Source organism: Streptomyces carpinensis, from assembly GCF_002154505.1.
In the GTDB taxonomy this organism is placed as follows: Bacteria; Actinomycetota; Actinomycetes; order Streptomycetales; family Streptomycetaceae; genus Streptomyces; species Streptomyces carpinensis.
Map to the genome: position 1 here is coordinate 1 of NZ_MUBM01000235.1, position 24,974 is coordinate 24,974.

Annotated in this window: 23 protein-coding genes, 1 tRNA gene and 1 pseudogene; 11 read left to right on the forward strand and 14 right to left on the reverse strand. The window is 70.3% G+C overall.

The window, feature by feature from the left end; all coding sequences use genetic code 11:
* Together BZY54_RS29370 and BZY54_RS29375 are read left to right on the forward strand one after the other, a co-directional pair.
* Positions 1 to 705 (forward strand): aromatic-ring hydroxylase C-terminal domain-containing protein (locus BZY54_RS29370; protein ID WP_208640801.1); only part of this gene is annotated, 705 nt, incomplete at its 5' end.
* A gap of 232 nt (positions 706 to 937) precedes the next feature.
* Positions 938 to 1,303 (forward strand): hypothetical protein, encoded by a 366-nt coding sequence (locus BZY54_RS29375; RefSeq protein WP_086728363.1) that lies wholly within the window; start codon positions 938 to 940, stop codon positions 1,301 to 1,303.
* A 611-nt stretch (positions 1,304 to 1,914) separates the two neighbouring features.
* On the opposite strand, the gene BZY54_RS29380 is transcribed toward BZY54_RS29375, so the two are convergent.
* Positions 1,915 to 2,733 (reverse strand): hypothetical protein, encoded by an 819-nt coding sequence (locus tag BZY54_RS29380; RefSeq protein WP_143668147.1) that lies wholly within the window; start codon positions 2,731 to 2,733, stop codon positions 1,915 to 1,917.
* A 255-nt stretch (positions 2,734 to 2,988) separates the two neighbouring features.
* Between BZY54_RS29380 and BZY54_RS29385 the strand changes: the two genes are divergently transcribed.
* Entirely contained in the window at positions 2,989 to 3,567 is a 579-nt protein-coding gene (locus BZY54_RS29385) for an RDD family protein (protein ID WP_086728365.1), read from the forward strand.
* A 220-nt stretch (positions 3,568 to 3,787) separates the two neighbouring features.
* Here BZY54_RS29385 and BZY54_RS29390 read toward each other — a convergent pair whose 3' ends face one another.
* From BZY54_RS29390 to BZY54_RS29400, 3 genes are all read right to left on the reverse strand, one after another.
* Positions 3,788 to 5,398, reverse strand: a complete 1,611-nt coding sequence (locus tag BZY54_RS29390) for a hypothetical protein (RefSeq protein WP_086728366.1) — start codon at positions 5,396 to 5,398, stop codon at positions 3,788 to 3,790.
* Positions 5,399 to 5,663: 265 nt separating this feature from the next.
* Positions 5,664 to 6,083, reverse strand: coding sequence for a DUF4260 family protein (locus BZY54_RS29395; protein WP_086728367.1), 420 nt, complete (start codon positions 6,081 to 6,083; stop codon positions 5,664 to 5,666).
* A 298-nt stretch (positions 6,084 to 6,381) separates the two neighbouring features.
* Entirely contained in the window at positions 6,382 to 7,017 is a 636-nt protein-coding gene (locus BZY54_RS29400) for a TetR/AcrR family transcriptional regulator (protein WP_086728368.1), read from the reverse strand.
* A gap of 579 nt (positions 7,018 to 7,596) precedes the next feature.
* Between BZY54_RS29400 and BZY54_RS29405 the strand changes: the two genes are divergently transcribed.
* From BZY54_RS29405 to BZY54_RS29420, 4 genes and pseudogenes are all read left to right on the forward strand, one after another.
* Complete coding sequence (locus BZY54_RS29405) at positions 7,597 to 8,007, forward strand: VOC family protein (RefSeq protein WP_086728369.1); 411 nt, start codon at positions 7,597 to 7,599, stop codon at positions 8,005 to 8,007.
* A gap of 742 nt (positions 8,008 to 8,749) precedes the next feature.
* A complete protein-coding gene (locus BZY54_RS29410; protein ID WP_086728370.1) occupies positions 8,750 to 9,274 on the forward strand; it encodes a SigE family RNA polymerase sigma factor in 525 nt (174 codons plus the stop codon).
* A complete protein-coding gene (locus BZY54_RS29415) occupies positions 9,271 to 10,224 on the forward strand; it encodes a hypothetical protein (protein WP_086728371.1) in 954 nt (317 codons plus the stop codon). The genes BZY54_RS29410 and BZY54_RS29415 overlap by 4 nt, the downstream gene beginning before the upstream one ends.
* Before the next feature lie 123 nt (positions 10,225 to 10,347).
* Positions 10,348 to 10,542, forward strand: a pseudogene (locus BZY54_RS29420) (site-specific integrase); the annotation flags it as partial.
* Positions 10,543 to 10,623: 81 nt separating this feature from the next.
* Here BZY54_RS29420 and BZY54_RS29425 read toward each other — a convergent pair.
* Positions 10,624 to 10,697 (reverse strand) — tRNA-Thr (locus tag BZY54_RS29425).
* 250 nt (positions 10,698 to 10,947) lie between these two features.
* Here BZY54_RS29425 and BZY54_RS29430 point away from each other — a divergent pair.
* The 3 genes from BZY54_RS29430 (at position 10,948) to BZY54_RS29440 (ending at position 14,038) form a co-directional block, all read left to right on the forward strand.
* Positions 10,948 to 12,084 (forward strand): ABC transporter ATP-binding protein, encoded by a 1,137-nt coding sequence (locus BZY54_RS29430; protein WP_086728372.1) that lies wholly within the window; start codon positions 10,948 to 10,950, stop codon positions 12,082 to 12,084.
* A 251-nt stretch (positions 12,085 to 12,335) separates the two neighbouring features.
* Positions 12,336 to 12,785 carry a hypothetical protein gene (locus BZY54_RS29435; RefSeq protein WP_086728373.1) on the forward strand — a complete coding sequence of 150 codons (450 nt, stop codon included), beginning with the start codon at positions 12,336 to 12,338 and terminating at the stop codon, positions 12,783 to 12,785.
* Between the two features lie 521 nt (positions 12,786 to 13,306).
* Complete coding sequence (locus BZY54_RS29440; protein ID WP_086728374.1) at positions 13,307 to 14,038, forward strand: nucleotidyltransferase family protein; 732 nt, start codon at positions 13,307 to 13,309, stop codon at positions 14,036 to 14,038.
* A 105-nt stretch (positions 14,039 to 14,143) separates the two neighbouring features.
* Here BZY54_RS29440 and BZY54_RS29445 read toward each other — a convergent pair whose 3' ends face one another.
* The 7 genes from BZY54_RS29445 to BZY54_RS29475 all read right to left on the reverse strand — a co-directional run bounded on the left by BZY54_RS29445 (position 14,144) and on the right by BZY54_RS29475 (position 21,241).
* The gene (locus BZY54_RS29445; protein WP_244217392.1) at positions 14,144 to 15,955 is read right to left on the reverse strand and encodes a DoxX family protein; all 1,812 of its coding nucleotides are present in this window, start codon (positions 15,953 to 15,955) and stop codon (positions 14,144 to 14,146) included.
* Positions 15,956 to 16,104: 149 nt separating this feature from the next.
* Positions 16,105 to 17,043, reverse strand: coding sequence for a 23S rRNA (guanosine(2251)-2'-O)-methyltransferase RlmB (gene rlmB, locus BZY54_RS29450; protein WP_086728376.1), 939 nt, complete (start codon positions 17,041 to 17,043; stop codon positions 16,105 to 16,107).
* 96 nt (positions 17,044 to 17,139) lie between these two features.
* Positions 17,140 to 18,540, reverse strand: coding sequence for a cysteine--tRNA ligase (gene cysS / locus BZY54_RS29455; RefSeq protein WP_086728377.1), 1,401 nt, complete (start codon positions 18,538 to 18,540; stop codon positions 17,140 to 17,142).
* A gap of 85 nt (positions 18,541 to 18,625) precedes the next feature.
* Positions 18,626 to 19,030 (reverse strand): PPOX class F420-dependent oxidoreductase, encoded by a 405-nt coding sequence (locus BZY54_RS29460; RefSeq protein ID WP_086728378.1) that lies wholly within the window; start codon positions 19,028 to 19,030, stop codon positions 18,626 to 18,628.
* A 66-nt stretch (positions 19,031 to 19,096) separates the two neighbouring features.
* Positions 19,097 to 19,612, reverse strand: a complete 516-nt coding sequence (gene ispF, locus BZY54_RS29465; RefSeq protein WP_086728379.1) for a 2-C-methyl-D-erythritol 2,4-cyclodiphosphate synthase — start codon at positions 19,610 to 19,612, stop codon at positions 19,097 to 19,099.
* A complete protein-coding gene (gene ispD, locus BZY54_RS29470) occupies positions 19,602 to 20,390 on the reverse strand; it encodes a 2-C-methyl-D-erythritol 4-phosphate cytidylyltransferase (protein WP_086728380.1) in 789 nt (262 codons plus the stop codon). The genes ispF and ispD overlap by 11 nt, the downstream gene beginning before the upstream one ends.
* Positions 20,391 to 20,758: 368 nt before the next feature.
* Positions 20,759 to 21,241, reverse strand: coding sequence for a CarD family transcriptional regulator (locus BZY54_RS29475; RefSeq protein ID WP_003953493.1), 483 nt, complete (start codon positions 21,239 to 21,241; stop codon positions 20,759 to 20,761).
* A 748-nt stretch (positions 21,242 to 21,989) separates the two neighbouring features.
* Here BZY54_RS29475 and BZY54_RS29485 point away from each other — a divergent pair.
* Positions 21,990 to 22,694 (forward strand): copper chaperone PCu(A)C domain-containing protein, encoded by a 705-nt coding sequence (locus BZY54_RS29485; protein WP_086728381.1) that lies wholly within the window; start codon positions 21,990 to 21,992, stop codon positions 22,692 to 22,694.
* Between the two features lie 174 nt (positions 22,695 to 22,868).
* Here the strand turns inward: BZY54_RS29485 and phoP are convergent, their stop codons facing one another.
* Both phoP and phoR read right to left on the reverse strand, forming a co-directional pair.
* Entirely contained in the window at positions 22,869 to 23,540 is a 672-nt protein-coding gene (phoP, locus tag BZY54_RS29490) for a two-component system response regulator PhoP (RefSeq protein ID WP_483025153.1), read from the reverse strand.
* 5 nt (positions 23,541 to 23,545) lie between these two features.
* Positions 23,546 to 24,817, reverse strand: a complete 1,272-nt coding sequence (phoR, locus tag BZY54_RS29495; protein ID WP_086728383.1) for a two-component system sensor histidine kinase PhoR — start codon at positions 24,815 to 24,817, stop codon at positions 23,546 to 23,548.
* Positions 24,818 to 24,974: the final 157 nt, after the last annotated feature.

The window sequence follows — 24,974 nt, forward strand, 5'->3', positions numbered from 1 at the left end:
GGCATCCAGGACGCCCACAACCTCGCCTGGAAGCTCGCCGCCGTCCTCGAGGGCTGGGCCGGCCCCGGCCTGCTGGAGACCTACGACACCGAACGCCGCCCGGTGGCCGCAGCGACCAGCGCCCGCGCCTCCGCCCGCTCCGTCGAGCACAGCCACCCCGGCTTCGCCCCCGCCCCCGGCGTCGGCGGCGGCAAGCGCGGCGGCATCCTCAACGTCGTCCTCGGCTACCGCTACCCGCACGGCGCCGTCATCGGCGCCGCCCCCGACGCGGAGGCGGTGCCCGACGCCATGCGCCTGACCGGCGAGCCCGGCAGCCGGGCGCCCCACATGTGGCTGCGGCGCGACGGCGAGCGCCTGTCGAGCCTGGACCTGTACGAGCGCTCACTCGTGCTGCTCAGCGACGCCCGGTCGGGCGCGGGGTGGCACGCGGCCGCCTCGCGCATCGCGGAGGGCGGGGGCACGGGCGCCGGCGTACGCCTGGAGTCGTACCGGATCGGGCCGGATGCCGGAGCCGAGCTGGTCTACGACACCCCGGGCACCGGCGACGAGACGGCACCCGACTGGGCCCGGACCCACGGCGTCACACCCGACGGCGCCGTGCTGGTCCGTCCGGACGGCTTCGTGGCATGGCGGGCGGCAGACGCCGTGTCCGATCCGGAAGGGATGCTGCGGGAGGTCCTGGTGACGCTCCTGAGAACCGCCTGACCGGCCGATCCGGCGATACGGCGAAGGCCACCCGCGCCCTGCAGGGCGCGGGTGGCCTTCGCCGTGCGGAGCCCCTCGTGGCCGCTGCTGCTGCATTGGGATCACCGACGTCACCGGGTCGGGGGACCGCGCCGCCGACCGACAGGCCGGACACACCGAATAAGTGTGACCATCACATTAAGGTGACCATGCAACTCCGGACCGTCACCACACCTGGCAGGAGGACCAATCGATGAGCCTCACTCTGCAGCGCCTGCTCGGCGTCACCGCGGCGGTGGCCACGGGCGCGGCGGCCCTGCTCGGCACCGGCGCCAGCACCGCCCGCGCCGCCGAACGGGCGCACTGCGACCGCGCCGAACAGAACATGTGGAGCGACGGAGCCAGCCGCAACCTGACCGCCCATCACTGCAGCATCCCGTCCCACCAGAAGCGCTGGTACACCGTCGAGATCGACACCCTCGTACAGAAGCACTACAAGGGGGACACGCTGGACGGAGCGGTCGACCGGACCAAGACCCTGCACAACAGAACCATCAGATGCCTCGGCTACACCTCCGACAACGGCGCGGTGAACTGGTTCGGATGCCCACCCACCTGATCCGCCCACCAAAGGCCGGCGCCGTCGCCCCGCCCCCCACCCGGCTCAGCGTCGCGACGGACACCTGCACGCACATGGCCTCGGACACACAGCGCGAAGCAATCAGTCACATGGATCGCCCGCCCAGACGGGACCTCGATCGCGAGTGACCGCCCCGGTCGATGCCACCCGTGGATGCCGAACGCCCCGGACCGATCACCGGCTGGGGCGTTCGCGCTGTTCAGCGGAAGAGCCCCCTGTCGGATTCGAACCGACGACCTTCGCTTTACAAGATCCTCCCTGCACCTCGCAGGGATGCGTCTCGATGGACGGCAACGTGCGGTCTCGTCGCCGTCAACGGCTGCCGTCCGGCTCCATCGGGAGCCGAGACCTACGCATTACGAGTTGTCCGATCTTGGTCCGGGGGCGTCCGTGAGCGTACACACGGTCGGTTCCCTGCCTGCTCAGCGGGCGTCCCAGACTCCGGGGAACAAGGGCAGACGCTCCCGGAACAAGCAATGGCTGAGACCGGAACTGAGACCGCGGCGCCCGCAGTGCAGGGCCAGGGCCGTCCAGGGGCGGCGGGCGCACAGTCACACGGCGCGATGACCGCGGCGTTCTGGGCAATGGGCTCAGGACGCGCCCGGAAGCTGGGAGACCTCCACCGACTCGTTGGCGGACGGTGTCGCCGACGGGATCGGCTTGTCATAGTCCGACAGGGTGAAGGTCAGGTCGGTGCCGTTGCCCTTCTGGGTGCCCCCGATCAGGTATGGCTTGCCCTGCGTCGCCACGTAGTACGTGGCCGCCCTTCCGTCCACCTTCCCGGTCAGCGGGATGGCCTTCATGCCGTTGAACGTTGTCTCGGTGCCCTTCTTGACGTCCGTGAACGGCGCGCCGCTGCCGATGGGCTTCTGGAGGGCCTTGATGGTGCAGACGTCGGCCAGTTTCTTGAAGATCGTGTCGCTGGTCGTGCCGTGGATGTACCGGTTCTTGAAGCGCCCCGCGTCTGCTGTGCCCTCGCTGCCGGGGACCGTGGTCTTCCAGAACGTAGCGTCGGGTTTCACCCATACTTCCGCGCCGCGCCTGACGAGCTGGAAGCTGCCCTGGGTACCCATGGCTATCGAGCCGGTGCAGCCAGCCTGGTCGTACGAGAGGTCCGCCGAGCTGTCTCCATTGCCTTTCTGGGCGTCTGACCCCGTGTCCTTCAGCGTCATGCGGACGGACTTGGCGCTGAGCATGGCTTGGTACGCCTGATGGCGGATCTCCTTCGGTGACTTGTCCGCGATGCCGTTGCCACCGTTGTCGTCCGCTGAGAAGCCGAGCATGCGGAGAAGGATCGCGTGCGTCGTGGCGGGTGCGGCCTGGGCGGCGGCGCCGACGCCCAGGAGCGTCCCTGCGGCGGTTACGGTGATGGCCGCGACCTTGGCGATCCTCTTACGCGTTCGAAACACGACACTGTCCTTCTTTCGGTTGATGAGCCTCACTCCGGATCGGTGAGGTCGTGTTTCGAGTAAGCCCGAACGGGTCATGCGTCGTCACGCCACTGAATGCCGTGACTTGACACCCTCAAATGATCTTGACAAACTCCGCGTCCCGCCCAGGCGAGCCCGGTGCCCAGCCCCGTGACAGCCCTTCCGGCCCTGGGACGGGCCCCTTGACGGACCTGCGCGTATGCGCGGTCAGGACTGCCGCGTTTGAATCTACGTATGAGTACCGATCAACCGCTGCCGGGCTCCGAGGAACCGCCGGAGGAGCCGTTGTGGGGGAAACCTGACGCACCCGGTCCACCGACCGATATGCCGCCGCTGGCGGCCAGGTGGCGGCGGCTTCTGGCGCGGATCATCGACTACATCATGATCATCGGAGTCCCCTCCAACCTCATTGTGTGGATCTACGATCGCATTCACCCTGCTCTCGGCTTGATGGGGAGCGCGCTGCTGGGCATGATCTTCTGGCTCGTGTACATCGGCTACGACGGCTACCTGCTCACCACCCGCGGCCGGACCTTCGGCAAGCAGTGGATGAAGATCCAGGTCGGCATGCTCCATGACGGATCGCTCCCGGCCGGCTGGCCTGGCTGGCTGCGCGCTGCGGCCTACGGCCTGCCGGGGGTCCTCGCGGAGGCCGGATGGGCGCTCTGGGCGATCAACGTCCTGCCGGCGTTCGTCCCGTCCGTCCTCGGGATCCTCTGGCTGATCAACGTCCTGTGGTTGCTGTGGGACAAGCCCTATCACCAGGCGCTGCACGACAAGGTGGCCAAGACCGTCGTGGTCTCGGCCCAGTGAACGGTACTCACGGTTCGGCGGCGCTCTGGCAGCCATGATCGCAATGTCTCGGGCGAGAGCACCCGCGGGGAGGATGTCGTCGGAGTCGAGGACCTTCACCAGCTCGCCTCGACCGCGGCCCCAAGCCAGAGTCCGTGCCACTCCGGGACCGCCGCGCCTGTTGTCGCTCACTTTGACGCGGGAAGGAAGGCCCGGCTGCCGTAGCAGCCGGGCCGCCTCGTCAGCTGGTGACGTCGACGTAGTCCTCGCGGCTCCTGCTCGCGAAGTGCGTGGTGCCGTTGTCGTAGAAGTGTGCTTGCCAGGTGCCGTCCGTCTTGGCGGTGAACCTCCGGCTGAAGCTGCCGTCGGCGGCGGTGGTGGTCGATCCCATGTAGCCGTAGGAGGTACCGGTCCCGGCGGGCTTGAAGTAGAAGCGCACGGTCTGGGCCGCGTACGGCTTCCAGGCCGTGGCGGACGCGGCCCGCTGCTTGAGCGTACCGGTGAGGGTGAGGTACTGGCCCTGGCGGACCGGCTCGGGGTTCGCGTTGAACCCCGCGACGGTGGTCACGGTCTTGGTCAGGCGGAAGCGCGTCGAGGTCGACCCGGCGAGGTCAGGCTTGCCCGCGTACCGCAGTCGCCAGTAGCCGTCGACGGGCGCGTTCTCCAGCGGGGGCATGCTGAAGTACCGGCCGATGACGGTGCCCACGGTCTTACGGGTGGTCCAGTTGGTGCTGCCGTCGGCCGAGTACTGGAGTTCGACCGTGGCGGGGCCCGGGGCGGCCGAGGTGGCGCGCTGGACGAGGGATCCCCCCGCGTACACCTTGCGGTACTTATCAATACTCATGCCGACGTTCGTGAAGGCGGTTCCCGCCGTCACCGTGGCACTGATGTCGGCGGACGTGGAGGTGTTGAGCCACGGCTGCTGGTAGCTCGTGCCGACCTTCCAGGTCGAGGACTTCAGGACCCTCGCGGGCTTGGCGAACCGGCCCGCGGCGTCGCTCGTGAACCCGGACACTGTGGTGTTGGGGATCGTCAGCCTCATCGGCGTGGCGACCGGCTTCTGCGTGCCGTCCGCGGCGGTTCGCGTGATGCCTCCGCGGATGGTGACGTAGTTGCCGTAAGGGGCGGTCACCGAGCGGGAGCCTTCATCCAGGGCGATCTTCACCTGCTGGCGCTCGACCGTGGGGTCGACGATCGTGCTGCCCGTGCCGTTGGCCGTGGAGACGTGCTGGAGGCTGATCCGGACCGAGCTCTCCGTACCCGTGAAGTCCACCGGCGCGGCGAGATGTCCGGCGGCGTCGGTCGAGACCGTCTTGGACCGGCCGCCGAAGGCGACGGTCACCTGCTTGCCGGCGAGCGGAGTGACCTTTCCGTCGCGGGGATCGCGAGCGACCAGGTCGGCGGAGACGGTGGTGTGCAGGCTGTCGAGGGAGACCGCCTTGGGCACGGTGGTGTTCCGGAACAGGGCGAGTGCACGGTAGTCGAGTTGCGCCACATCCTTGTGAAGGATCGGTTCGCCCTCGGTGCCCGTGTACTCGATGTCCACGGTGTAGAGGCCGAGGTCGGCAAGGCTCAACGGACCGGACCGGTAATAGTCCTCCGCGCCGCTGCTTTCGCAGCAGTCGCTGTACGTGAAGTCCTTGACGGTCTGAACCGGTGTCTCGCTGCCCTTCTTCCGGATGTGGGCCACGAAGTCGGGCATGGAACCCACGGACATGACCTCGATGCCCTCAGGACGCGCTTCGACGTTCATAGTGCCGACGGGGTCCGCGGCCTGCGCGGTGCCGGGTGCGAGCAGGGGTCCGAGTACGACTGTGGCGGCGACGAGCGCCGCCGAGGTGAACCTCTTCAAGGACTTCCCCCAGAAAATCAGCGAATGATCATCTGGTGTGACCCCTCAGGCGGCGCCTTGGTTGTAAGCATGATCGTCCGAATTCACGAGCCGGCCATGACATCACTTCGAAGCCCTCAGGCGCAGGGCCAAGCAGCCACAGTGAGGTCAGCTCCCTGGGGGAGTCCGAGAGTTGGCGACTGTCGGAGGTGCGGCACCGTGATCCCGAGGTCGTGCGGAGCTTCGGTCGCTGCGTCCGGGGCCGCGGAAGCCGCTCGGTCGGCGCTCAGCGCTGCCAGCCGTCGGCAGTGCGCAGTCCGTAGCCGAGCGCCCGATCAGAAGCGATGTGCAGCAGCCAGCCGAGTGCGAAGGTGAACAGCCCCACGTTGGCACCTGGTCCGTCGCCCGGCAGGAAGGGGACGACGACGAGCCCCAGAACTGGGCCGATCGGCCGGTGGACGAGGTTGTAGGCGGCCACCTTGCCGCGTGGGAGCTGCCCGGGTTCGTGCGGCCCCGCCGGCCCGACGAACAGCGTCAGGTCAGGAGCGATGAAGCCCACAATGCCCAGCGGAATCGTCCCGCCACCGTGGTTGACCATCTCGAGCACGGTCCAGGCCAGCAGAAACACGGCGAGCAGGGCCCAGGCCCCACGGACCGGGCCCGAGGCTGAACTCCGGGTAGCCTTATGGGACGTTGGGGAGGTCATGCGTTCACTCCTTGCAAGGAGACGGTGGCCGAGATCCAGCTTGGGGCGGGGTGCTAAACGGTTGGCAAGGCGACGAGCCCTGCGGCGCGGGATTTGGCACCGCCGATGGACTCCACGGGCAACACGTGGGTGTGACCGGTCCGGTCCGGGGTGAGATGGAAGCGGTGGACGGCCCAGGTGCCGGCGAGCTCCCACCACGTTTGACGCGGCCGTGGCATGGCCTTACCCGGGGAGGATTGCACTGCCGCCCTGAGTAATGCGGCTGGCACTGAAGACGCGGCAGAAGGGCAAGACATGGTCAGGTCCTCTCTGGGTGACGGGTGGCACCGGTTCCGGCCAGCACTTGGCCGACCAGTTCCTCGACGTAGTCGGCGCCGATCGGCGCACCGGTGACCAGGAGCCGGTAGTACAGGGCTCCGGCCAGTTGATCGAAGAGCACTTCGGACGACGTGCCCGGGGCCAGGGCGCCGCGCTCACGGGCGCGGTCGAGCAGTGCCAGCGGCAAGGCGTTGCGCCGGGCGAACAGGTTCCGTACGACGTCGCCCACATCGGGGTGCCGGGCAGCGGCCGCGACCAGTTCGGCGACGACTCCGGCCGACCGGTCCTCCTCCCCCGTCAGGTCCCGACCGACCCGGCGCATCCGGTCGAGTCCGGTCGCGACGGCAGTGAGATAGACGCTCAGATCGCGCCTGATGTCGCCGGTGTCAGCGACCGACACCTCGTCCTGGATCTTGGCGACGAGAGCGACGAGCAGATGGTCCTTTGTGGGCCACCGCCGGTAGAGCGTGGTCTTGGCCACCGCGGCGCGGGCCGCCACCTCGTCCATGGCGAACCGGTCGTAGCCCCGCTCGACCAGCAACTCGTGGGCCGCCTCAAGGATCCGTACATCGGCGTTCTCGCTGCGGGGACGTCCTCTGCGCACGGGGGCTGTCACAGGCGTTGCTCCTCCTCGTCCAGGCGCCGGTCCGTCACCCTGGCCATTTCAATACGGCAGTTTCGTTATTGAGAGTAGAGAGCGTCACATATTTACGCAACGGTAGTAGCGTAAATGGCTCAGTTTTTGATCATCTCTCGGTCCTCCGGGGTCACTCTCACGTCATCGGCGGCGTGCACAACCTCCGCCGCCGGACCATCCCCTGGTCGAACGTCCAAGCCATCCAGATCGAGTCTCTCTTCGGAAGCCGCACCGTCGTGATCTACGAAGCAGGCGGCCGCCGTACCCGCCTGCTTCGTAGATCACCGGGTTCCTCAGCTGGGATCGCAGCATCGGTAGGTGGTGTCTGGATCACCGTGGCCCGGACGGGGCTCCTGTCCCGCCGCCGAGGGCGCGGTGGGGTGGCCCACCGGCGTCCGACGGGAACCCTTACGCCCCTCCGGCGTAGTCAACACCTGATCCACCGCCTCCCCGGCGGCGGAGCCCCAAGCGAAGCCCCCAGGAACTTTTTGTTCCCACACCTCAGCGGAGCTGCTTAGTGTCTCGAAGCCGGGTGTGAGCTTGTGAAAAGATCGCGGGATGCTGCGACTCACCGATTTCATTATCGACTGCCCGGACACGATGAAGCTGGCGGCTTTCTACTCCGAGGTGACGGGCCGTCCGATCAAGGAAGGCAGCTCCGAGGACTGGGCTGGCATCCAGTTCGGCGAGATCGAGCTGGCATTCATCCGGGTGGACGACTACCGCGCTCCGCAGTGGCCCGACAGCGAGCACCCCAAGCAGTTCCACCTCGACTTCGAAGTGGACGAGATCGAGTCCGAGCAGCGCCGCGTCCTCGACCTCGGCGCGACGCTAAGGCAGGACTTCATCGGCCCAAACGGCTACGGCTGGCAGGTCTACACCGACCCGATCGGTCACCCCTTCTGCCTGTGCCGCAACAGGGGCGTCATCTGGACCGACCAGGGCCCGATCTGGCCCAAGCGCGACTAATTAGCCGCCCACTTCCTCACCCACCACTCTCCCCAGCTCCCATCCCGTCCGCCGTCGACCCACACGCATGTTGGAGCGGGCGTGGTCCATGGCGTCCAGGTGGAGCGCGCCACTGTACGAACGACCTGGACGCCATGGGTCGCGTCTGCTCGGCTCTGCCTGGGTCGATGGTGGACGGGATGGGAGCTCCCCGCACACGCCATTACGGACCCGCGGTCGGGTATGGCGCCCCCTCCTCCCGGTGCCGGCCGATCCCCCGCCGGAGGCACTGTTCTGACCTCGGCTGTGCCGTCTGGGCGCGGGCGGGCGACGACGCGCGGCCCCGGTGACGAAGGCAAGGAGGGGCGGCGCGGCGGCGACCGACCGGCGCCGCCGCGCTGTGCGCGGCACCTTGGATCTCCGATCGGACTGCTTGCAGCTTGTGAGGCCGGGAGCGACGGCGAGCGAAGCGAGCCCTTGATGAAGTAGAGAAAGTCTTACCGCACCCGTGATCGGCAACCGACGTCACCCGTGGATGTCGAACGCCCCGGACCGATCACCGGCCGGGGCGTTTGTGCTGTTCAGCGAGAGAGCCCCCTGTCGCATTCGAACCGACGCACCGGCGGGCGGTCCGCTGCGCCGTGCCCGGCTTCGCCCTGGCCGCCCTCGAAGGTGTGTGGACCGAGGCGGACCGGCGAGGCACCGGATCCCGGGCAACCGAATCCGCCGAAACCGCGGTCTGGAGGGCGAGGGAGGGTGCTTGATGCAGGCCAGACAAGAGGCCGAGTTCCAAGAATTCGTCAGAGCGCGGTGGTCCCATCTCGTACGGACCGCGTATCTGCTCACGGGCGACGTGCACTACGCCGAAGACCTGACGCAGACGGCGCTGGCCAAGGCGTACCGCTCATGGCGGCGCGTCTCGCGCAGCGACAGACCGGAGGCGTACGTCCGGCGGATACTGGTCAGTTGCAACAGCGACCGGTTCCGCAAGCGGCGGGTCACGGAGGCTCTGACCGCGTCGCTGCCGGAGGTGGCCGGGCACGACGAGGCCGTCTCGCGGGCCGCGGAGCGAGGCCCCCTGCTCGCGGCGCTGGCCGGACTGCCGCCGAAGCAGCGGGCGGTGGTCGTCATGCGCTACTGGGAGGACCTGTCGGAGGCCGAGGTCGCCGAGGTGCTCGGCTGCTCGCCCGGAACGGTCAAGAGCCAGGCGTCCAAGGCGCTGGCGAAGTTGCGTACGCATCCGGGACTCGCGCAGCTCGTGGAGTCCGGACAGGGAGGCAGCAGGTGAACGAGGAGCTGGAGCCGCAAGGGACGGAAAGCAGTGAGGACTTCGAGGAGCAGTTGCGTGAGCTGCTCGCCGAGGATGCGAACGCCATCCGGCCGGCGCCGGTGCCGTATCCGACGATCCGCCGCCGGGGCACGGTCGAGCGGCGGCGCCGGGTGGCGGCAGCCGGGGCGGCTCTGGTGACGCTGGCGGCAATGCCCGTAGGGGCGTACGCGCTGGCCGGCGGGGATGCGGGCAGGGACACGGTGGCGTCGACACCATCGGTCAACGCCACGCCGCGGACATCGGCGACGCCGACACCGACGCCGTCCGCGTCGCCGTCGGGGCCCGCCCGGCCGGCCACGGAGGGCCAGCTCCTCGACGGGATCACCTTCGGGCATGCCGTCGGCGGGCTGCAGAAGTGCCTCGCATACGCCCAGTCGCCCACAGGCGGCCCGCCCGACAGATTCCACACGGACCTGGGCGCCGCAGAGGACTACCGGATCATCCTGGCGATGAACAGCACCGGCGACTCCAACGCGCCCGGCAATGGCGTGTACATCGTCGCGGTGAAGGAGCAGCCGAAACAGACCCGGTTGATCTGCAACATCAAGGACGGCGAGGCCAAGGGCCTCAACACCAGCGTGGGCTCCGACGATCCACCAGGCGCCGGCCCCGTGGTCGCCGACATCAACGGCGGCAAGCTCTACCAGCAGTCGTTCATCGACCGCGGCAACTGGAAGCTGCCGTTCCGATGGGGTGTCATCGGCACCGTCAAGCCATCAGTGGCCCGGGTGACCGTCTCCTACGGCGGCGCTACCAGCCAGGCAGCCCTGGACCACGGCTGGTTCGTCGCCTCCGGCGTCCTGAACCAGCAGGTCACCGTGGCCCCGCGTATCAAGGGTTATGGCGCCGACGGCAAGCTGGTCTACGACTCCGACAAGGACAAGAACTACGAGAAGCGGTTGCCGTAGCGGCCGGGGGTGCCACACAGGGGGCGGCACCCCCGGGATCTCGGTCAGCGGTGCGGCACGCAGGCCTTCTTGGTCGCCGGTGCGGATGTGGCGATCCACACCGAGCCGGAGGGCCCTCGCCCACTGCTCGACGCCCGGCAGGGCTGCGCCACGCTCCTCACCGTAGCGGGCGTGGTACCCCGCGTGGTGATGGAGATCCTGGGTCACAGCCAGATCAGCATCGCGATGGACGTCTACACGTACGTGACGTCGGACACACGGCGCGAGGCCATCGGTCACATGGATCGCCTGCTCAGGCGGCGCCTCGATCGTGAGTGACCGCCCCGGTTGATGTCACCTGTAGATGTCAAACGCCCCGGACCGATCACCGGCCGGGGCGTTTGCGCTGTTCAGCGGGAGAGCCCCCTGTCGGATTCGAACCGACGACCTTCGCTTTACAAGAGCGGCGCTCTGACCAGCTGAGCTAAGGAGGCGTGCACGCTCGTACCGCGTGCGTGTCTGTGCAGTGTACCCACGTCCCGGTGCGGCCCCGTCGAAAATTTCCGCGAAGTTCACAGCCGTTCAAGTGCTGACAGATCAGGTGAACGCCAGGTACCGTCCTGTGCCAGTTCACCTGTGTGGACTACACCACAACAGAACCACGCGGAACCACCCGTAGTGGAACCACCTTCCTACAACGGATCGTCCGGCACGTTCCTGCCGGTAGAAGGGGGCCCATTCACCATGGCCACTGTCCAGTTCGACAAGGCGACCCGGATCTACCCGGGTTCCGACAAGCCCGCCGTCGACGCACTCGAAATCGACATCGCGGACGGCGAATTCCTCGTCCTGGTCGGCCCGTCCGGCTGCGGCAAGTCCACCTCGCTGCGGATGCTCGCGGGGCTCGAGGACGTCAACGCCGGCGCCATCCGTATCGGTGACCGCGACGTCACCCATCTGCCGCCGAAGGACCGGGACATCGCCATGGTGTTCCAGAACTACGCGCTCTACCCGCACATGACGGTCGCCGACAACATGGGCTTCGCGCTCAAGATCGCCGGCGTCAACAAGGCGGAGATCCGGCAGAAGGTCGAGGAGGCCGCGAAGATCCTCGACCTGACCGAGTACCTGGACCGCAAGCCGAAGGCGCTCTCCGGTGGTCAGCGTCAGCGTGTCGCCATGGGCCGCGCGATCGTGCGTGAGCCGCAGGTGTTCCTCATGGACGAGCCGCTGTCCAACCTGGACGCCAAGCTCCGCGTGTCCACCCGTACGCAGATCGCCTCGCTGCAGCGCCGCCTCGGCATCACCACCGTCTACGTCACCCACGACCAGGTCGAGGCCATGACGATGGGCGACCGGGTGGCGGTCCTCAAGGACGGTCTGCTCCAGCAGGTCGACTCGCCGCGCAACATGTACGACAAGCCGGCCAACCTCTTCGTCGCCGGCTTCATCGGCTCCCCCGCCATGAACCTGATCGAGGTGCCGATCACCGACGGCGGTGTGAAGTTCGGCAACAGCGTGGTGCCGGTCAACCGGGACGCGCTCAAGGCCGCCGCCGACAAGGGTGACCGCACGGTGACCGTGGGCGTGCGCCCCGAGCACTTCGACGTGGTCGAGCTGGGCGGCGGCGCCGCGGCCTCCCTCTCCAAGGAGAGCACCGACGCGCCGGCCGGCCTCGCGGTCTCGGTGAACGTCGTCGAGGAGACCGGCGCCGACGGGTACGTCTACGGCACGGTCGAGGTCGGCGGCGAGCGGAAGGACCTGGTCGTCCGCGTCAGCAGCCGTTCGGTCCCGGAGAAGGGCTCCACGCTGCACGTCGTGCCGCGGGCGGGCGAGACCCACGTGTTCTCGACCTCGACCGGCGAGCGGCTGTCCGACTGACGCCGCCGGCACTACCTCCTCCGGCTGAAACCTCGAGACCACCCCGGGTGATCCACCCAGGTTGACGAGTGCTGCCGAAAAGGGCCCCGTGAGCTGCCACGGGGCCCTTTTCGGCGTCTCCGGAACACCCCGGCGCACCGGACGTTTCGAGCAGTGTGCGTCAACACGCCGCCCCGGAAAGGGTGGATACCCATCCCTCGAAGAGGTGACTAAATGTCGCCAAATCATCACTGAGCGATACGCTCCCTCGCGTGAAGCACTCCACCACCCAACCCGCGCGACGCGGCCGGGGCCCCGCCCGCCGGATCGGCCGCTCCCTCGCCCTCGTCCTGCCCGTCGTCCTGGTGCTCTCCGGGACCCTCGCGGTCACCCGAGTCAACTGGTCGGGGAACCCCTCGAACTCGGTGCTCACCGCGTCCGACACGTCCGCGGCGGAGGTCGTCGGCCACGCCCGCGCCCCGCAGGACGTGCTGCGCGACCAGCTGCTGACGGAGTTGCAGGAGAAGAACCCGGGCGTCGCGCTCACCCACCTCCAGGAGGCGGTCAACGGCCGCCCGTCGCTGGCCAGGCACTGCGCCTCCATCGCCCGGACCCTCGGCCGCGCGGCGGTCCGCATCTACGGCCCCTCCCGCGCCCAGTCCTACGCCCGCCCGGTCTGCGACACCTCCTTCGCCTCCGGCGTCCTCACGGCCCACAGCTGAGTCAGGGGGCCGCAGCCCGTAGGGGGCTCGCGGCCCGAGTGGCCTCGCCATCCGGCTCCCCGGCCCCCGCAGGCCGACAGGCGCTGCCGGCCCGCCGCTGACACCGGCGGGCCGGCGGAACTCATGCGGCTCGGGCGGGCCTCGCCACAGCCGCGCCCAGCAAGGCGTCCGGAGGTCACCGTCCGGCTGCTGCGGCCGAGGGGCTGGGGCTCCCCAGGGGTCGTGGCCGGAAGGGCCCCCGCCACCCGGCCTCGCTACCCGAGGGCCCTCGCCATCCGGCTCCCGGACATCCCAGGCAAGCGGGCCCCCGTAAGCGGGGTCGAGTCCGACCGTCCCCCGTGGACCTCTCCGGCACACCGCCGACCCCGCCCGGCCGAGCACAACGCCTCGCGCCGCCCCGGCCGGGCACAACACCCCGGGCCTCACCGCCGGGAGCGGTCGGCAGGGCCCTGTCGTGTGGGCGCCGCAGGGTGGCCGGGTGAGGTGCGGTCCTGGGTCGGGGCGGCACGTACAGTTCGGGCATGAGCCATCCGAATGCGGCCTCCCGCCCCACTCAAGCCGTCATCCTGGCCGGTGGCCAGGGGTCCCGGCTGCGCCCGTACACCGACGACCGGCCCAAGCCGATGGTCGAGATCCCCGGCACGGGCACCCCGATCATCGGACACCAGCTCGCCTGGCTCGCCGAGGAGGGCGTCACGGACGTGGTGGTCTCCTGCGGGCATCTCGCCGAGGTCCTGCAGGAGTGGCTGAAGTCGGCGGCGCTGCCCGTGAGCGTGACCACCGCCGTGGAGTCGGAGCCGCTCGGCCGCGGCGGCGGTCTGAAGTTCGCCGCCGCTCACCTCCCACGCCCGGATAGGCCGTGGTACGCCACCAACGGTGACATCTGGACCCGTTTCTCGCTGCGGGACATGGCGGACTTCCACACCGAGCGGGACGCGGTCGCGACCCTCGCGCTGGCCCGTCCGCGCCTTCCCTGGGGCGCCGTGCAGACCGACGGCTTCGGCCACATCACGGACTTCATCGAGGCCCCGCCGTCGACGTTCGAGATCAACGCGGGCGTCTACGTCTTCTCCCCCGAGTTCGCCGGCCTGCTCCCGGAGCGCGGCGACCACGAGCGCACCACGTTCCCGCGGCTGGCCCGCGAACGCCGACTGGCCGGCTTCCCCATTCCGCAGGGCGCCTACTGGCGTGCCATCGACACCGCGAAGGACCTGACGGAGGCGGCGAAGGAGCTGGCCGCGCTGGGCAGGTGACCTCGCGCCCTCCCTCCCCCGCACACGTCGAAGGGCCCCGCACCCCCGGGTGCGGGGCCCTTCTCGTCCGGCGGCCGTGCCAGCGCCCGTCCGGCAGTTTCGGACCTAGCCCAGCAGGCCGCCCACCAGGCCCGGCTGGCCGGAGGAGGAGCTGCCGCCCTCGGAGCCACCCGAGCCCGAGCCGCCGGTCGAGCCGGTGCCGCCGGTCGCGGTGCCTCCGGAGGTCGGGCCCGCGCTGGTGCTGGGCGCCTGCTGCACCGGCGAGGAGTGGCGCGGCGGCACCTGGCCGGTGCCCTGCGTCTGGCTGGGGGACCCGCTGGTGGCGGTGCCGCTCTCCCGGGTCCTGCCCGGCGTGGTCGCGGGGCTGCCCGACGGGCCCGCGGAGGCGCCTCGGTGGCTCGGCGAGGTCGAGGCCGACGGCGAGTTCTGGTGCCGCTGCCGGTCGCCGGACCGGTCGGGGAGCGGCGAGCCGGGCAGTTCGTTGCGCGGGGCCTCCCCGGGGCCGGGAACGACCACCCGGTCGGCATCGCGCACCGCGCCGCCGAGCAGCGAGCCGGCGAGCAGGGTGAGGCCGGCGACGACCACCGTGAGCAGGGCGCCGCGGCGCAGCACGAACCGGCGCAGGTCCCAGATGTCGGAGCGCGGCCCGAGCCGCCGCCAGGCGGAGGCGGCGAGCCGGCCGTCGACGGAGTACACCGGGGCCCCGGCGATGATCAGCGGGGACCAGGCGGCGAGATAGATGATGTCGGGGGCGTCGTAGACGGGTACGGTCCGCCAGCTGACCGTGACGATCAGCGCGGCCGAGAGCAGCGCCCCGACCACCGCGGCGACCCGCTGCCAGCAGCCCAGGACCGTCAGGACACCGACGATGACCTGGAGGAAGGCGATGACCAGGCCGGAGCCGACCGGGTGCTGGAGCGCGAACTGCCGCAGCGGCTCGGCGACTTCCCAGGGGTGCAGCGCGTTGAGCCACTTGACCATGGAGCCGCGCTTGCCGCCGTCGAAGTAGAGCGGGTCGCACAGCTTGCCCATGCCGGCGTAGACGGAGACGAACCCGAGGAAGATCCGCAGCGGGAGCAGGACGACGCCGAGGTTCATCCGCCGGCCCGGGTAGTAGGCGTGGCGCGCCGGGTCGTCGCCGCCGTGCCGCCTGCCGCGCCGGTGCCCGGCCTCGACCGCCGGGTCGCCGGGGCGGAAGTCCGCGAGGCCGTCCTCCGCGAAGTCGGCGTCCGGGTCGTCGTCCGCGAAGTCGTCGTGGTCGTAGGGCGGTCGGGCGTACCCGGAGTGGTCGTAGGGCGGGGCGCCGGCGCCCGGCTGCGCGTACCCGGTACGGCCGTGACCGGAGTCGCCGTACACGGACTCCTCGTACGCGCTGCCCACGCTCCGCATGTGCGGCAGCAGCCGGGTCTGGCCGGGTTCGGTGCCACGCTGGGCGCCGACGACGGGGGTCTCGACCGTCTCGTCGAGGTCGCCGTAGGTGCCGGTACCCGCGCCGTAGCCGGAGGCGGGGTCGACGCGCGGGATGACCTGCGTGGCCCCGGCGTCGGCGGAGGGGTCCTCGGCGTACCGCACGCTGCCGCTCCGCACCGCCTGCAGCAGCCGGTGGGCACCGGTGTCGTCCGGGGCGGACCTGCCGCTCCAGACGACCGGTCGGCGGTTGGGCACGGCCTGGACCCGGCCCGCCGGGCCGACGACCGGCACGCGGGCGGTGTTCTCGGTGGCGCTCGAGTGCCGGGCGATACGCGGGGACCGGGTGCGCCGCGAGGAGGCGCCCAACTGCACGCGGAAGCTCGCGTGAGTGACGATGACCTGCGCCGGATCGCTCGGCACCTTCACCATGCTCAGCGCGGGAGCGTCGTCGTATCCCGACGAGCGGTCCCCCGTGGGTGTGCGGGGTGTTCTGGTGTCCACACTCATCTAACCGAGTGACGAGGAGTTAGGACACTGCCTTGACCCGCCGGATCTGTCCGGGCCGCGTCAAACTTGCACCGAACGCCCGGTTCTACCCGAGCGGGTGAATATGCGGACCTCCGTTCGACCTCTCGCGACCGGCCGGAGGCCGCCCCTCACCCGCGCCTGCGCGCCGCCTCGTAGAGCACGATCCCGGCCGCCACACCGGCGTTGAGCGACTCCGCCCCGCCCGGCATCGGGATCCGCACCCGGAAGTCGCATGTCTCGCCGACCAGCCGGGACAGACCCTTGCCCTCGCTGCCGACGACGATGACGACCGGGCCCTCCAGGGCTTCCAGGTCACCGAGTTCGACCTCGCCGTCCGCGGCCAGGCCGACGACGGTGATGCCCGCCTTCTGGTACGTCTCCAGGGCGCGCGTCAGATTGGTGGCGCGGGCCACGGGCGTACGGGCGGCCGTACCGGCGGAGGTCTTCCAGGCACCCGCGGTCATGCCGGCCGCGCGCCGCTCGGGGACGACCACACCGTGGCCGCCGAAGGCGGAGACGGAGCGGACGACGGCGCCGAGGTTGCGCGGGTCGGTCACCCCGTCGAGGGCGACGATCAGCGGGTCCTCCCCGGCGTCGGCGGCGGCGTCGGCCAGGTCCTCGGGGTGGGCGTACTCGTACGGCGGGACCTGGAGGACCAGTCCCTGGTGGTTGAGCCCGTTCGTCATCCGGTCCAGCTCGGGGCGCGGGGCCTCCATGAGGTTGATGCCGCCGCGCTCGGCCGCGAGCTGCAGCGCCTCGCGGACGCGCTCGTCGTTGTCGATGAACTGCTGGACGTAGAGGGTGGTGGCGGGCACGCCCTCGCGCAGCGCCTCGACGACCGGGTTGCGGCCGACGACCAGCTCGGAGGCGGACTTGCCCGATCCGCGGCGCTGCGGGCGCCCCTGGGCGCGGCGGGACTTCGTCTGGGCGGCACGCTGCTTGGCGTGTCCCTTGCGCATCTCGGCGGGGGGCGTGGGGCCCTTGCCCTCCAGGCCCCGGCGCCGCTTGCCGCCGCTGCCGACCTGCGCGCCCTTCTTGCCGGACATGCGGCGGTTGTTCGCGGCCATGACCTACCTGTCTGTTGGAACGTTCGTCGTTGCGTCTATGAAGTGTGCCGCCCGGACGACCGGACGGCACTGTCGATCTCCACCGGCCAGGGCGGCTCAGCGGGGGCCGAGGCTCCAGCGGGGACCCTGCGGGCTGTCCTCGATGACCAGCCCGGACTGGTTGAGCTGGTCGCGGATGGCGTCCGCGGTGGCCCAGTCCTTGCGGGAGCGGGCGGCCTCGCGCTGGTCCAGCACCATGCGGACCAGGGAGTCGACCACTCCGTGCAGATCCTCGCCGCGGTCGCCGTCCTCACCGGCCCAGTGCTCGTCCAGGGGGTCGAGGCCGAGGACCCCGAGCATGGCGCGCACGTCGGCGAGCCGGGCCACGGCGGCCTCCTTGTCGTCGGCGGCCAGCGCGCTGTTGCCCTGCCGGACGGTGGTGTGCACCACGGCGAGGGCCTGCGGCACGCCCAGGTCGTCGTCCATCGCCTCGGCGAAGGCCGGCGGCACCTGCGCGGACGGCTCCACCGGGCCGGCCTTCTCCACCACACGCTGGATGAAGCCCTCGATCCGGGCGAACGCGGACTCGGCCTCGCGCAGCGCGTCCTCGCTGTACTCGATGGTCGAGCGGTAGTGGGGCGTGCCGAGGTAGTACCGGAGCACGATGGGCCGCCACTGCTTGACCATCTCGGAGACGAGCACCGAGTTGCCGAGCGACTTGGACATCTTCTCGCCGCTCATGGTGACCCAGGCGTTGTGCACCCAGTACCGGGCGAACTCGTCGCCGTAGGCCTTGGCCTGGGCGATCTCGTTCTCGTGGTGCGGGAAGATCAGGTCCAGGCCGCCGCCGTGGATGTCGAAGGCGGAGCCGAGGTACTTGTGCGCCATGGTCGAGCACTCCAGGTGCCAGCCGGGGCGCCCGCGTCCCCACGGCGTCTCCCAGTCGGGCTCGCCGGGCTTGGCGGCCTTCCACATGGCGAAGTCGCGCGGGTCGCGCTTGCCGGTGATGCCCTCCTCGGCGGGCTGCCGCAGCTCGTCCAGATCCTGCTTGGACAGCTCCAGGTAGTCGGGCCAGGAGCGGACGTCGAAGTAGACGCTGCCGTCGGCCTCGTAGGCGTGCCCGCGCTCGATGAGCACGCGCATCATCTCGATCATCTCGGTGACGTGACCGGTGGCGCGGGGCTCGTAGGTGGGCGGCAGGCAACCGAGCGCGGTGTAGCCGTCGTCGAAGGCGCGCTCGTTGCCGTAGCCGATGGACCACCAGGGGCGGGCCTGCTCGGCGGCCTTCTTGATGATCTTGTCGTCGATGTCGGTGACGTTGCGGATGAACGTGACGTCGTAGCCGCGGTAGGTGAACCAGCGGCGCATGATGTCGAAGTTCAGCCCCGACCGGATGTGCCCGATGTGCGGGGCCGCCTGCACGGTGGCGCCACACAGGTAGATCGAGACACAACCCGGCCTGAGCGGGGTGAAGTCACGAATCTGCCGGGCGCTGGTGTCGTACAGGCGAATAGTCACCACTCCAGGGTAGTGGGCCGGGGGCAGTGCCTCGCGCCCCTTCCCCGCAAGGCCACGCATTTGTGACCCGCTGCGGCGAACGCCGTCACAGACTGCCGACGACCTTCCGCGCCGTGATCCGCACGACCACGCGTTCGGCGTCCTGCGACGACGCCGGGTTGAACTCGGCGTACTTCTTGCCGGTGTACTTCAGGCTCAGCGCGTCGATGAGGTCCTGGCCGCCCTCCGTGGTCATCTCGGCGGTGCCGCGGATCTCGGCGTACTCGTAGGGCGACTGGGGATCCTGGACGACGACACTGACGCGCGGGTCGTGGTCGATGTTCTGCTTCTTGCGGCGGTCGACGGTGGTGGAGACGAGGAGGTCCTCACCGTCCCGCATCACCCACACCGGGGACAGCTGCGGGCTGCCGTCGGGCTGGATCGTGCCGAGGACGATGAAGACCGGGTCGTCGAGCAGTGACTTGAGCCGGTCGGACAGGGCGGCTGGCATGGGGTACCTCCATGACCACGGTCGGTGTCGTCGATGTGGTGACTGTGCGGCTACCCTCGCGCGCCGTCAGCTCACCCGCACGACGAGGGCCGTGGCCACCGCCATCAGCCCCTCGTCCCGGCCGGGGAAGCCGAGCCCGTCCGTCGTGGCGCCGGAGACGGACACCGGCGCGCCGGCCGCCTCGGAGAGGATCTTCTGGGCCTCGTCGCGCCGCTTGCCGATCTTCGGCCGGGGGCCGACGACCTGCACGGCGACGTTCCCGATCCGGAAGCCCGCCTCGCGCACGATCCGCGCGGCCTCCGTCAGCAGCGTGACCCCGGAGGCTCCCGACCACTCGGGGCGCCCGGTGCCGAAGTGCTGCCCGAGGTCGCCCAGCCCGGCGGCCGAGAACAGCGCGTTGCACGCGGCGTGCGCGACGACGTCCGCGTCGGAGTGCCCGGCCAGGCCCGGCCCCTCGCCCTCCCACTTCAGTCCCGCGCACCACAGTTCGCGGCCGTCCTCGAAGGCGTGGATGTCGGTGCCGATGCCGACCTGGGGCAGCACCGGCTCCGCCGGCTGCGCCCCGGGCGTGTCAGTAGCCATCGTTGAGCCTCCTGCGGGCCAGCACCGCCTCGGCGAGGACCATGTCCAGCGGGCGGGTCACCTTGAACGCCTCCTCGTGGCCGGGCACGGCCACGACCCGCTCGCCGAGCTGTTCGACCATGCTCGCGTCGTCGGTGACGTTGTCGGTGACCGTCGCGTGGGCGCGCACGAGCGTGGCCCGGTCGAAGCCCTGCGGGGTCTGCACGGCCCGCAGCAGCGCGCGGTCCGGCGTGGCCACCACCGGCTCGGGCTCGCCCGGCGTGGCGGCCGGCTCCACCTGCTTGACGGTGTCCGCGAGGGGCAGCGCGGGTACGACGGCGGGTGCCCCGTCCCGTACGGCCTCGATGACCGCGTCGACGGTGTCCACCGGGACCAGCGGGCGGGCGGCGTCGTGGACGAGGACGATGTCGTGACCGGGCGGCAGCGCCTCCAGGCCGAGCCGGACGGACTCCTGGCGGGACTCGCCGCCGGGCACGACCAGGAAGTCGGTCCTCCCCCAACTGCCGCCGGGGGTACCCCCGGGCAGCGCGTGCGCGTCGAGCAGCGACTTGACCTCGTCGGCGCCGTCGGGCGGGGCCACCACGACCACCAGGGAGACGGCCCGGGAGGCGGCCATGGCGCGCACCGCGTGGACGAGCATGGGGGTGCCGCCCAGCGTGCGCAGCGCCTTGGGGGCGCCCGGACCGAGGCGTACGCCCCGGCCGGCGGCCGGGATCACGGCGGCGACGTGGGGCCCGGGCTGGGCAGCCGAAAGCGAAGGACGCGAATCGTCAGACATCGGTTCCTGTCAGGTTTGTTTTCTGGCCTGGCATGGGTATGGCCACACCGTGCCGGGGTATGGCCTCACCGTGCCGGGCGCGACGGCTCGACCGGACCCTTCCGTGACCTCGGTCGAGTCGACTGCCCGGGCCCGGCACACAGTATCGGGGGACCCTCCCCCGCCGTACGGCATGGACGTCACGTGCGTGGGTCGAGCAGCAGGTGTCCCGCCGCGTGGATCGCGTGACGTGAGCGGGTGTCCGCGTGTGACAGGCAGCGCGGGCACGAACATGCCGCAGCGCCCGGCGACTGAAATCGAGTCATCGGGCACCGCGGCATTTTCGGTGTGGTGAGTGGAATCGAGGCGAGTGTCGCCGTCGCCTCGCGTCAGGACGCGAGAACCTCGTCGAGCAGGGCCTCGGCCTTGTCCTCGTTCGTGTTCTCCGCGAGGGCGAGCTCGCTCACCAGGATCTGGCGGGCCTTGGCGAGCATGCGCTTCTCTCCGGCGGAGAGTCCGCGCTCGCGCTCACGACGCCACAGGTCACGCACGACTTCCGCGACCTTGATGACATCGCCGGAGGCGAGCTTCTCCAGGTTTGCCTTGTATCGACGCGACCAGTTCGTGGGCTCCTCGGCGTACGGAGCGCGCAGCACCTCGAAGACCCGGTCCAGCCCGTCCTGACCGACCACATCACGCACGCCGACGAACTCCGCATTGTCCGCTGGCACACGCACCGTCAGGTCACCCTGGGCGACCTTCAGCACCAAGTAGGTCTTGTCCACGCCTTTGATCTGACGAGTTTCGATGGCCTCGATCAGCGCGGCCCCGTGATGGGGATAGACCACGGTGTCGCCAACCTTGAACGTCATGTGACAGGTACCCCTTCCGTGGCTATCCAGGGTAACACGGATACGGCGTCTTCTGAATGGCGTTTTCGCAGGTCAGGGCATATCTCGGGGCTTGACAACAGCAACCGGGACGTGCTTCGGAAGGGTTCGGCGGGCCAAGAGGAAGCAGGTATTCGCAGGTCGGAGGGGCTCTTCGCACAGGGCGAAACGCGTACGTTACACACATCCGGGCGCCTCGCCCAAACGGCTGAACGTCCCGTTTTGTCCGGTTCCAAGTGCTCGACTTCCGCTACTCCGTTCGGTGACCGAGGGGCGAGTCCGGGACGAATCCGGAATTGATCACAGCCACCGCGGAACGGCCCACCCGGCGTTGGTGATCAATTCCCGCGCCGGCCCCGCATTCCCTCGCCGGAAATCCGGGGAGCGGAGCAGAGCGGGCGAGAGCGGTCGAGAGCCGATCACCGCGGCTATGCCGACGGGTAAGCCGGCGGCTAAGCCCGCAGGTATGCCGGGAGACGCTTATGTGAATGGCGGACGACGGCGCGGCCATTGCGAGCCGAGAGGCACGGGAAGGCGCAGCGAGGGGCGCATTGAGAGCGCTCCCGGGCGGTGTGCGGAGCGGTTGTCCGGGTGCCCCGGCGGCGTGGAGGGGCGGGTCGGGTGCGGGGCCGTGGGAACGGCTCGGTAACCTATGGCCGCTGACAGACCCTTAGGGCGGCTTTACAAGAGGTCGCCCTGTACCGCCCACGTTCAAGGAGTTGCCGCCGCCGTGAGCAGCAGCCTTCGACGCGGCGCCCTCGCCGCCGCCGCCATCGCGTTCTCGATCGCCTCGCTCGCCGCCTGCGGCGCCGGCAACGATGCCCAGACGCTCCAGGTCAAGCCGGACAACGCGGCCGCCACCGTCGGCGACATCAAGGTCCAGAACGCGGTGATCATCACCCAGCCCGGCACTCAGACCAAGGGCCCGGCCGTCATCTCGGTGACCGTCTTCAACAACGGCAAGAACCCCCAGACGCTGGACGCCATCCGCATCGACGGCGACGGCTCCGCCCAGATCACCCCCGCCGCGGGCAAGGGCAAGCTGACGATCCCGGCCCACGGCTCGGTGATCCTCGGCGGCAAGGGCAACGCCTCCGCCGCGCTGCCCAACCCCGGCCCGTCCGTCCAGGACGGCAACGCGCAGAAGATCACGTTCAGCTTCAGCGCCGCCGGTGACGTGAGCCTGCGCGCCTTCGTCGTCCCGGCCGAGAGCTACTTCGACAAGTGGGGTCCGAGCAACATCCCGGCGGCTCCGGGCGCCCCGGCCGGCGCGACCGCGACCACCTCCCCCGACGCCTCCGGCAAGCCGGGGAAGTCGAAGTCACCGTCGCAGTCGCCGAGCGGTACGGCGACGGCCTCGAACTCGGCCGAGTCGGGCACCGGCACCACGGTGACCCCGAGCGACTCGGCGTCCCAGTCGGCCGCCAGCCACTGACACCGGCCTGCCGGGCCGGTCGGCCCGGCAGGGCACGACAGGCGTAGGCACGCCCGAAGGGCGGCACCCTCCTCAGAGAGAGTGCCGCCCTTCGCCGTGGCGGCGGCCCGCGGAGCGCCGTGGCCGCGGCCCTGGAGCCGTACGCGGCCGCGGGCCATGGAGCCCGTACGCGGCTTACGGCTCGAACTTGTACCCGAGCCCCCGGACCGTCACCAGGTAGCGCGGTGCCCCCGGGTCCGGCTCGATCTTGGCCCGCAGGCGCTTGACGTGGACGTCCAGCGTCTTGGTGTCGCCCACGTAGTCGGCGCCCCAGACGCGGTCGATGAGCTGCATGCGGGTCAGCACGCGGCCGGCGTTGCGCAGCAGCATCTCCAGGAGGTCGAACTCCTTCAGCGGCAGGTCGACCTTGGAGCCGGAGACGGTCACGACGTGCCGGTCGACGTCCATGCGGACGGGGCCGGCCTCCAGGGCGGCCGGGACGACCTCCTCCGGCTCGCCGCGCCGGCGCAGCACCGCGCGGATGCGGGCGACGAGCTCGCGGGAGGAGAAGGGCTTGGTGACGTAGTCGTCGGCCCCTATCTCCAGGCCGACGACCTTGTCGATCTCGCTGTCCTTGGCGGTCACCATGATCACGGGGACGTTGGAGCGGCCGCGCAGCTGACGGCACACCTCCGTACCGGGCAGCCCCGGCAGCATCAGGTCGAGAAGGACGAGGTCGGCGCCGTTGCGCTCGAACTCGTCGAGTCCGTCGGGCCCGGTGGCCGCGACGGCGACCTCGAAGCCCTCCTTGCGGAGCATGTAGGACAGTGCGTCTGAGAAGGACTCCTCGTCCTCGACGACGAGCACTCGGGTCACGGAAGGACCTCCGGGGCGGGAAGCGGTTCGTACGGTGATGACTCGGTGGGGGACTGCCCGGCCTCGTCGTCGAGGGCAGGGTCGGGGTGCTGCCGGGCGCGGTCGCGGGCCTCTCGGGCCGCTGCCGCCTCCGGAAGCCGCAGGGTGAAGGTGGAGCCCTGTCCCTCGGCGCTCCACACCGTGACCTCCCCGCCGTGCGAGGCGACCACGTGCTTGACAATCGCGAGACCCAGACCGGTGCCACCCGTGGCACGTGAGCGGGCCGGGTCCACGCGGTAGAAGCGCTCGAAGATGCGCTCCTTGTCCTTGTCGGAGATGCCGATGCCCTGGTCGGTCACGGCGATCTCGATGAGGTCTCCGCCCGGCGCGGCGATCCGGCGCGCGGCGATGCCGACGCGGGTGCGGGCCGGGGAGTAGTTGACGGCGTTCTCGACGAGGTTGCCGAGCGCGGCGGCGAGCTGGCCGCGGTTGCCCCAGACCCGCAGGTCGGCAGTGCCTCCCGTGGCCATGGTGATCTGCTTGGTGCCGGCCTGGTGGCGGCAGCGGTCGATGGCCTCGGCGACGAGCTCGTCGATGCGCACGGGCTCGGCGTCCTCCAGCGGGTCGTCGTTCTGCACCCGCGACAGGTCGATGAGCTCCTGCACCAGGTTGGTGAGCCGGGTCGCCTCGATCTGCATGCGTCCGGCGAAGCGCTGCACGGCCTCCGGGTCGTCGGAGGCGTCCATCACGGCCTCGGAGAGCAGGGAGAGCGCGCCGACGGGCGTCTTCAGCTCGTGGCTCACGTTGGCGACGAAGTCGCGCCGTACGGCCTCGATGCGGCGGGCCTCGGTCAGGTCCTCCACCAGCAGCAGGACCAGTCGCGAGCCCAGCGGCGCGACGCGCGCGGAGACGGCGAGGGCCTCGCCGCGGCCGGTGCCGCGCCGGGGCAGGTCCAGCTCGACCTGCCGTATCTCCCCGTCCCGCCGGGTGTCCCGGGCCATCTGGAGCATGGGCTCGACGGCGAGCTTGCCGCCGCGCACGAGCCCGAGGGCATAGGCGGCGGAGCTGGCCTTGACCACGGCATCGGCCTCGTCGAGGACGACGGCCGAGGAGCGCAGCACCGACAGCACGGTGTCCACGCCGGGTGGAAGCACCGGGTCGGTGTGCAGCGAGGTGCGCGTCGGACGCTTCTGCTCTCGCTCACTGAAGCGGAACGCCAGCATGGCGATGACACCGGTGAGTACTCCGGCGATCGCTGCCGCTGCGGCGACCGCCGCGTTCACGTCCATGCGTCAAGGTTAGGCACGCGGTACGACGTGCCCACAGCCGTCAGGGTGCGACCTCGAACACTCGTCGCCCAGAGTTCACCTTGGGGCCAGTACCGGTTCATTTGGGGTGACGGAAACGGACGCGTAGGGACCGGACCGTGGGAGCGTGGGGGCAGCA

Excerpts from the sequence above, each read along its gene's own strand:
- BZY54_RS29375 (WP_086728363.1), top strand. The coding sequence starts at position 938 with ATGAGCCTCACTCTGCAGCGCCTGCTCGGCGTCACCGCGGCGGTGGCC.
- BZY54_RS29385 (WP_086728365.1), top strand. The coding sequence starts at position 2,989 with ATGAGTACCGATCAACCGCTGCCGGGCTCCGAGGAACCGCCGGAGGAG.
- BZY54_RS29395 (WP_086728367.1), bottom strand. The coding sequence starts at position 6,083 with ATGACCTCCCCAACGTCCCATAAGGCTACCCGGAGTTCAGCCTCGGGC.
- BZY54_RS29405 (WP_086728369.1), top strand. The coding sequence starts at position 7,597 with ATGCTGCGACTCACCGATTTCATTATCGACTGCCCGGACACGATGAAG.
- BZY54_RS29410 (WP_086728370.1), top strand. The coding sequence starts at position 8,750 with ATGCAGGCCAGACAAGAGGCCGAGTTCCAAGAATTCGTCAGAGCGCGG.
- BZY54_RS29430 (WP_086728372.1), top strand. The coding sequence starts at position 10,948 with ATGGCCACTGTCCAGTTCGACAAGGCGACCCGGATCTACCCGGGTTCC.
- BZY54_RS29440 (WP_086728374.1), top strand. The coding sequence starts at position 13,307 with ATGAGCCATCCGAATGCGGCCTCCCGCCCCACTCAAGCCGTCATCCTG.
- BZY54_RS29445 (WP_244217392.1), bottom strand. The coding sequence starts at position 15,955 with ATGAGTGTGGACACCAGAACACCCCGCACACCCACGGGGGACCGCTCG.
- rlmB (WP_086728376.1), bottom strand. The coding sequence starts at position 17,043 with ATGGCCGCGAACAACCGCCGCATGTCCGGCAAGAAGGGCGCGCAGGTC.
- BZY54_RS29460 (WP_086728378.1), bottom strand. The coding sequence starts at position 19,030 with ATGCCAGCCGCCCTGTCCGACCGGCTCAAGTCACTGCTCGACGACCCG.
- ispF (WP_086728379.1), bottom strand. The coding sequence starts at position 19,612 with ATGGCTACTGACACGCCCGGGGCGCAGCCGGCGGAGCCGGTGCTGCCC.
- ispD (WP_086728380.1), bottom strand. The coding sequence starts at position 20,390 with ATGTCTGACGATTCGCGTCCTTCGCTTTCGGCTGCCCAGCCCGGGCCC.
- BZY54_RS29475 (WP_003953493.1), bottom strand. The coding sequence starts at position 21,241 with ATGACGTTCAAGGTTGGCGACACCGTGGTCTATCCCCATCACGGGGCC.
- phoR (WP_086728383.1), bottom strand. The coding sequence starts at position 24,817 with ATGGACGTGAACGCGGCGGTCGCCGCAGCGGCAGCGATCGCCGGAGTA.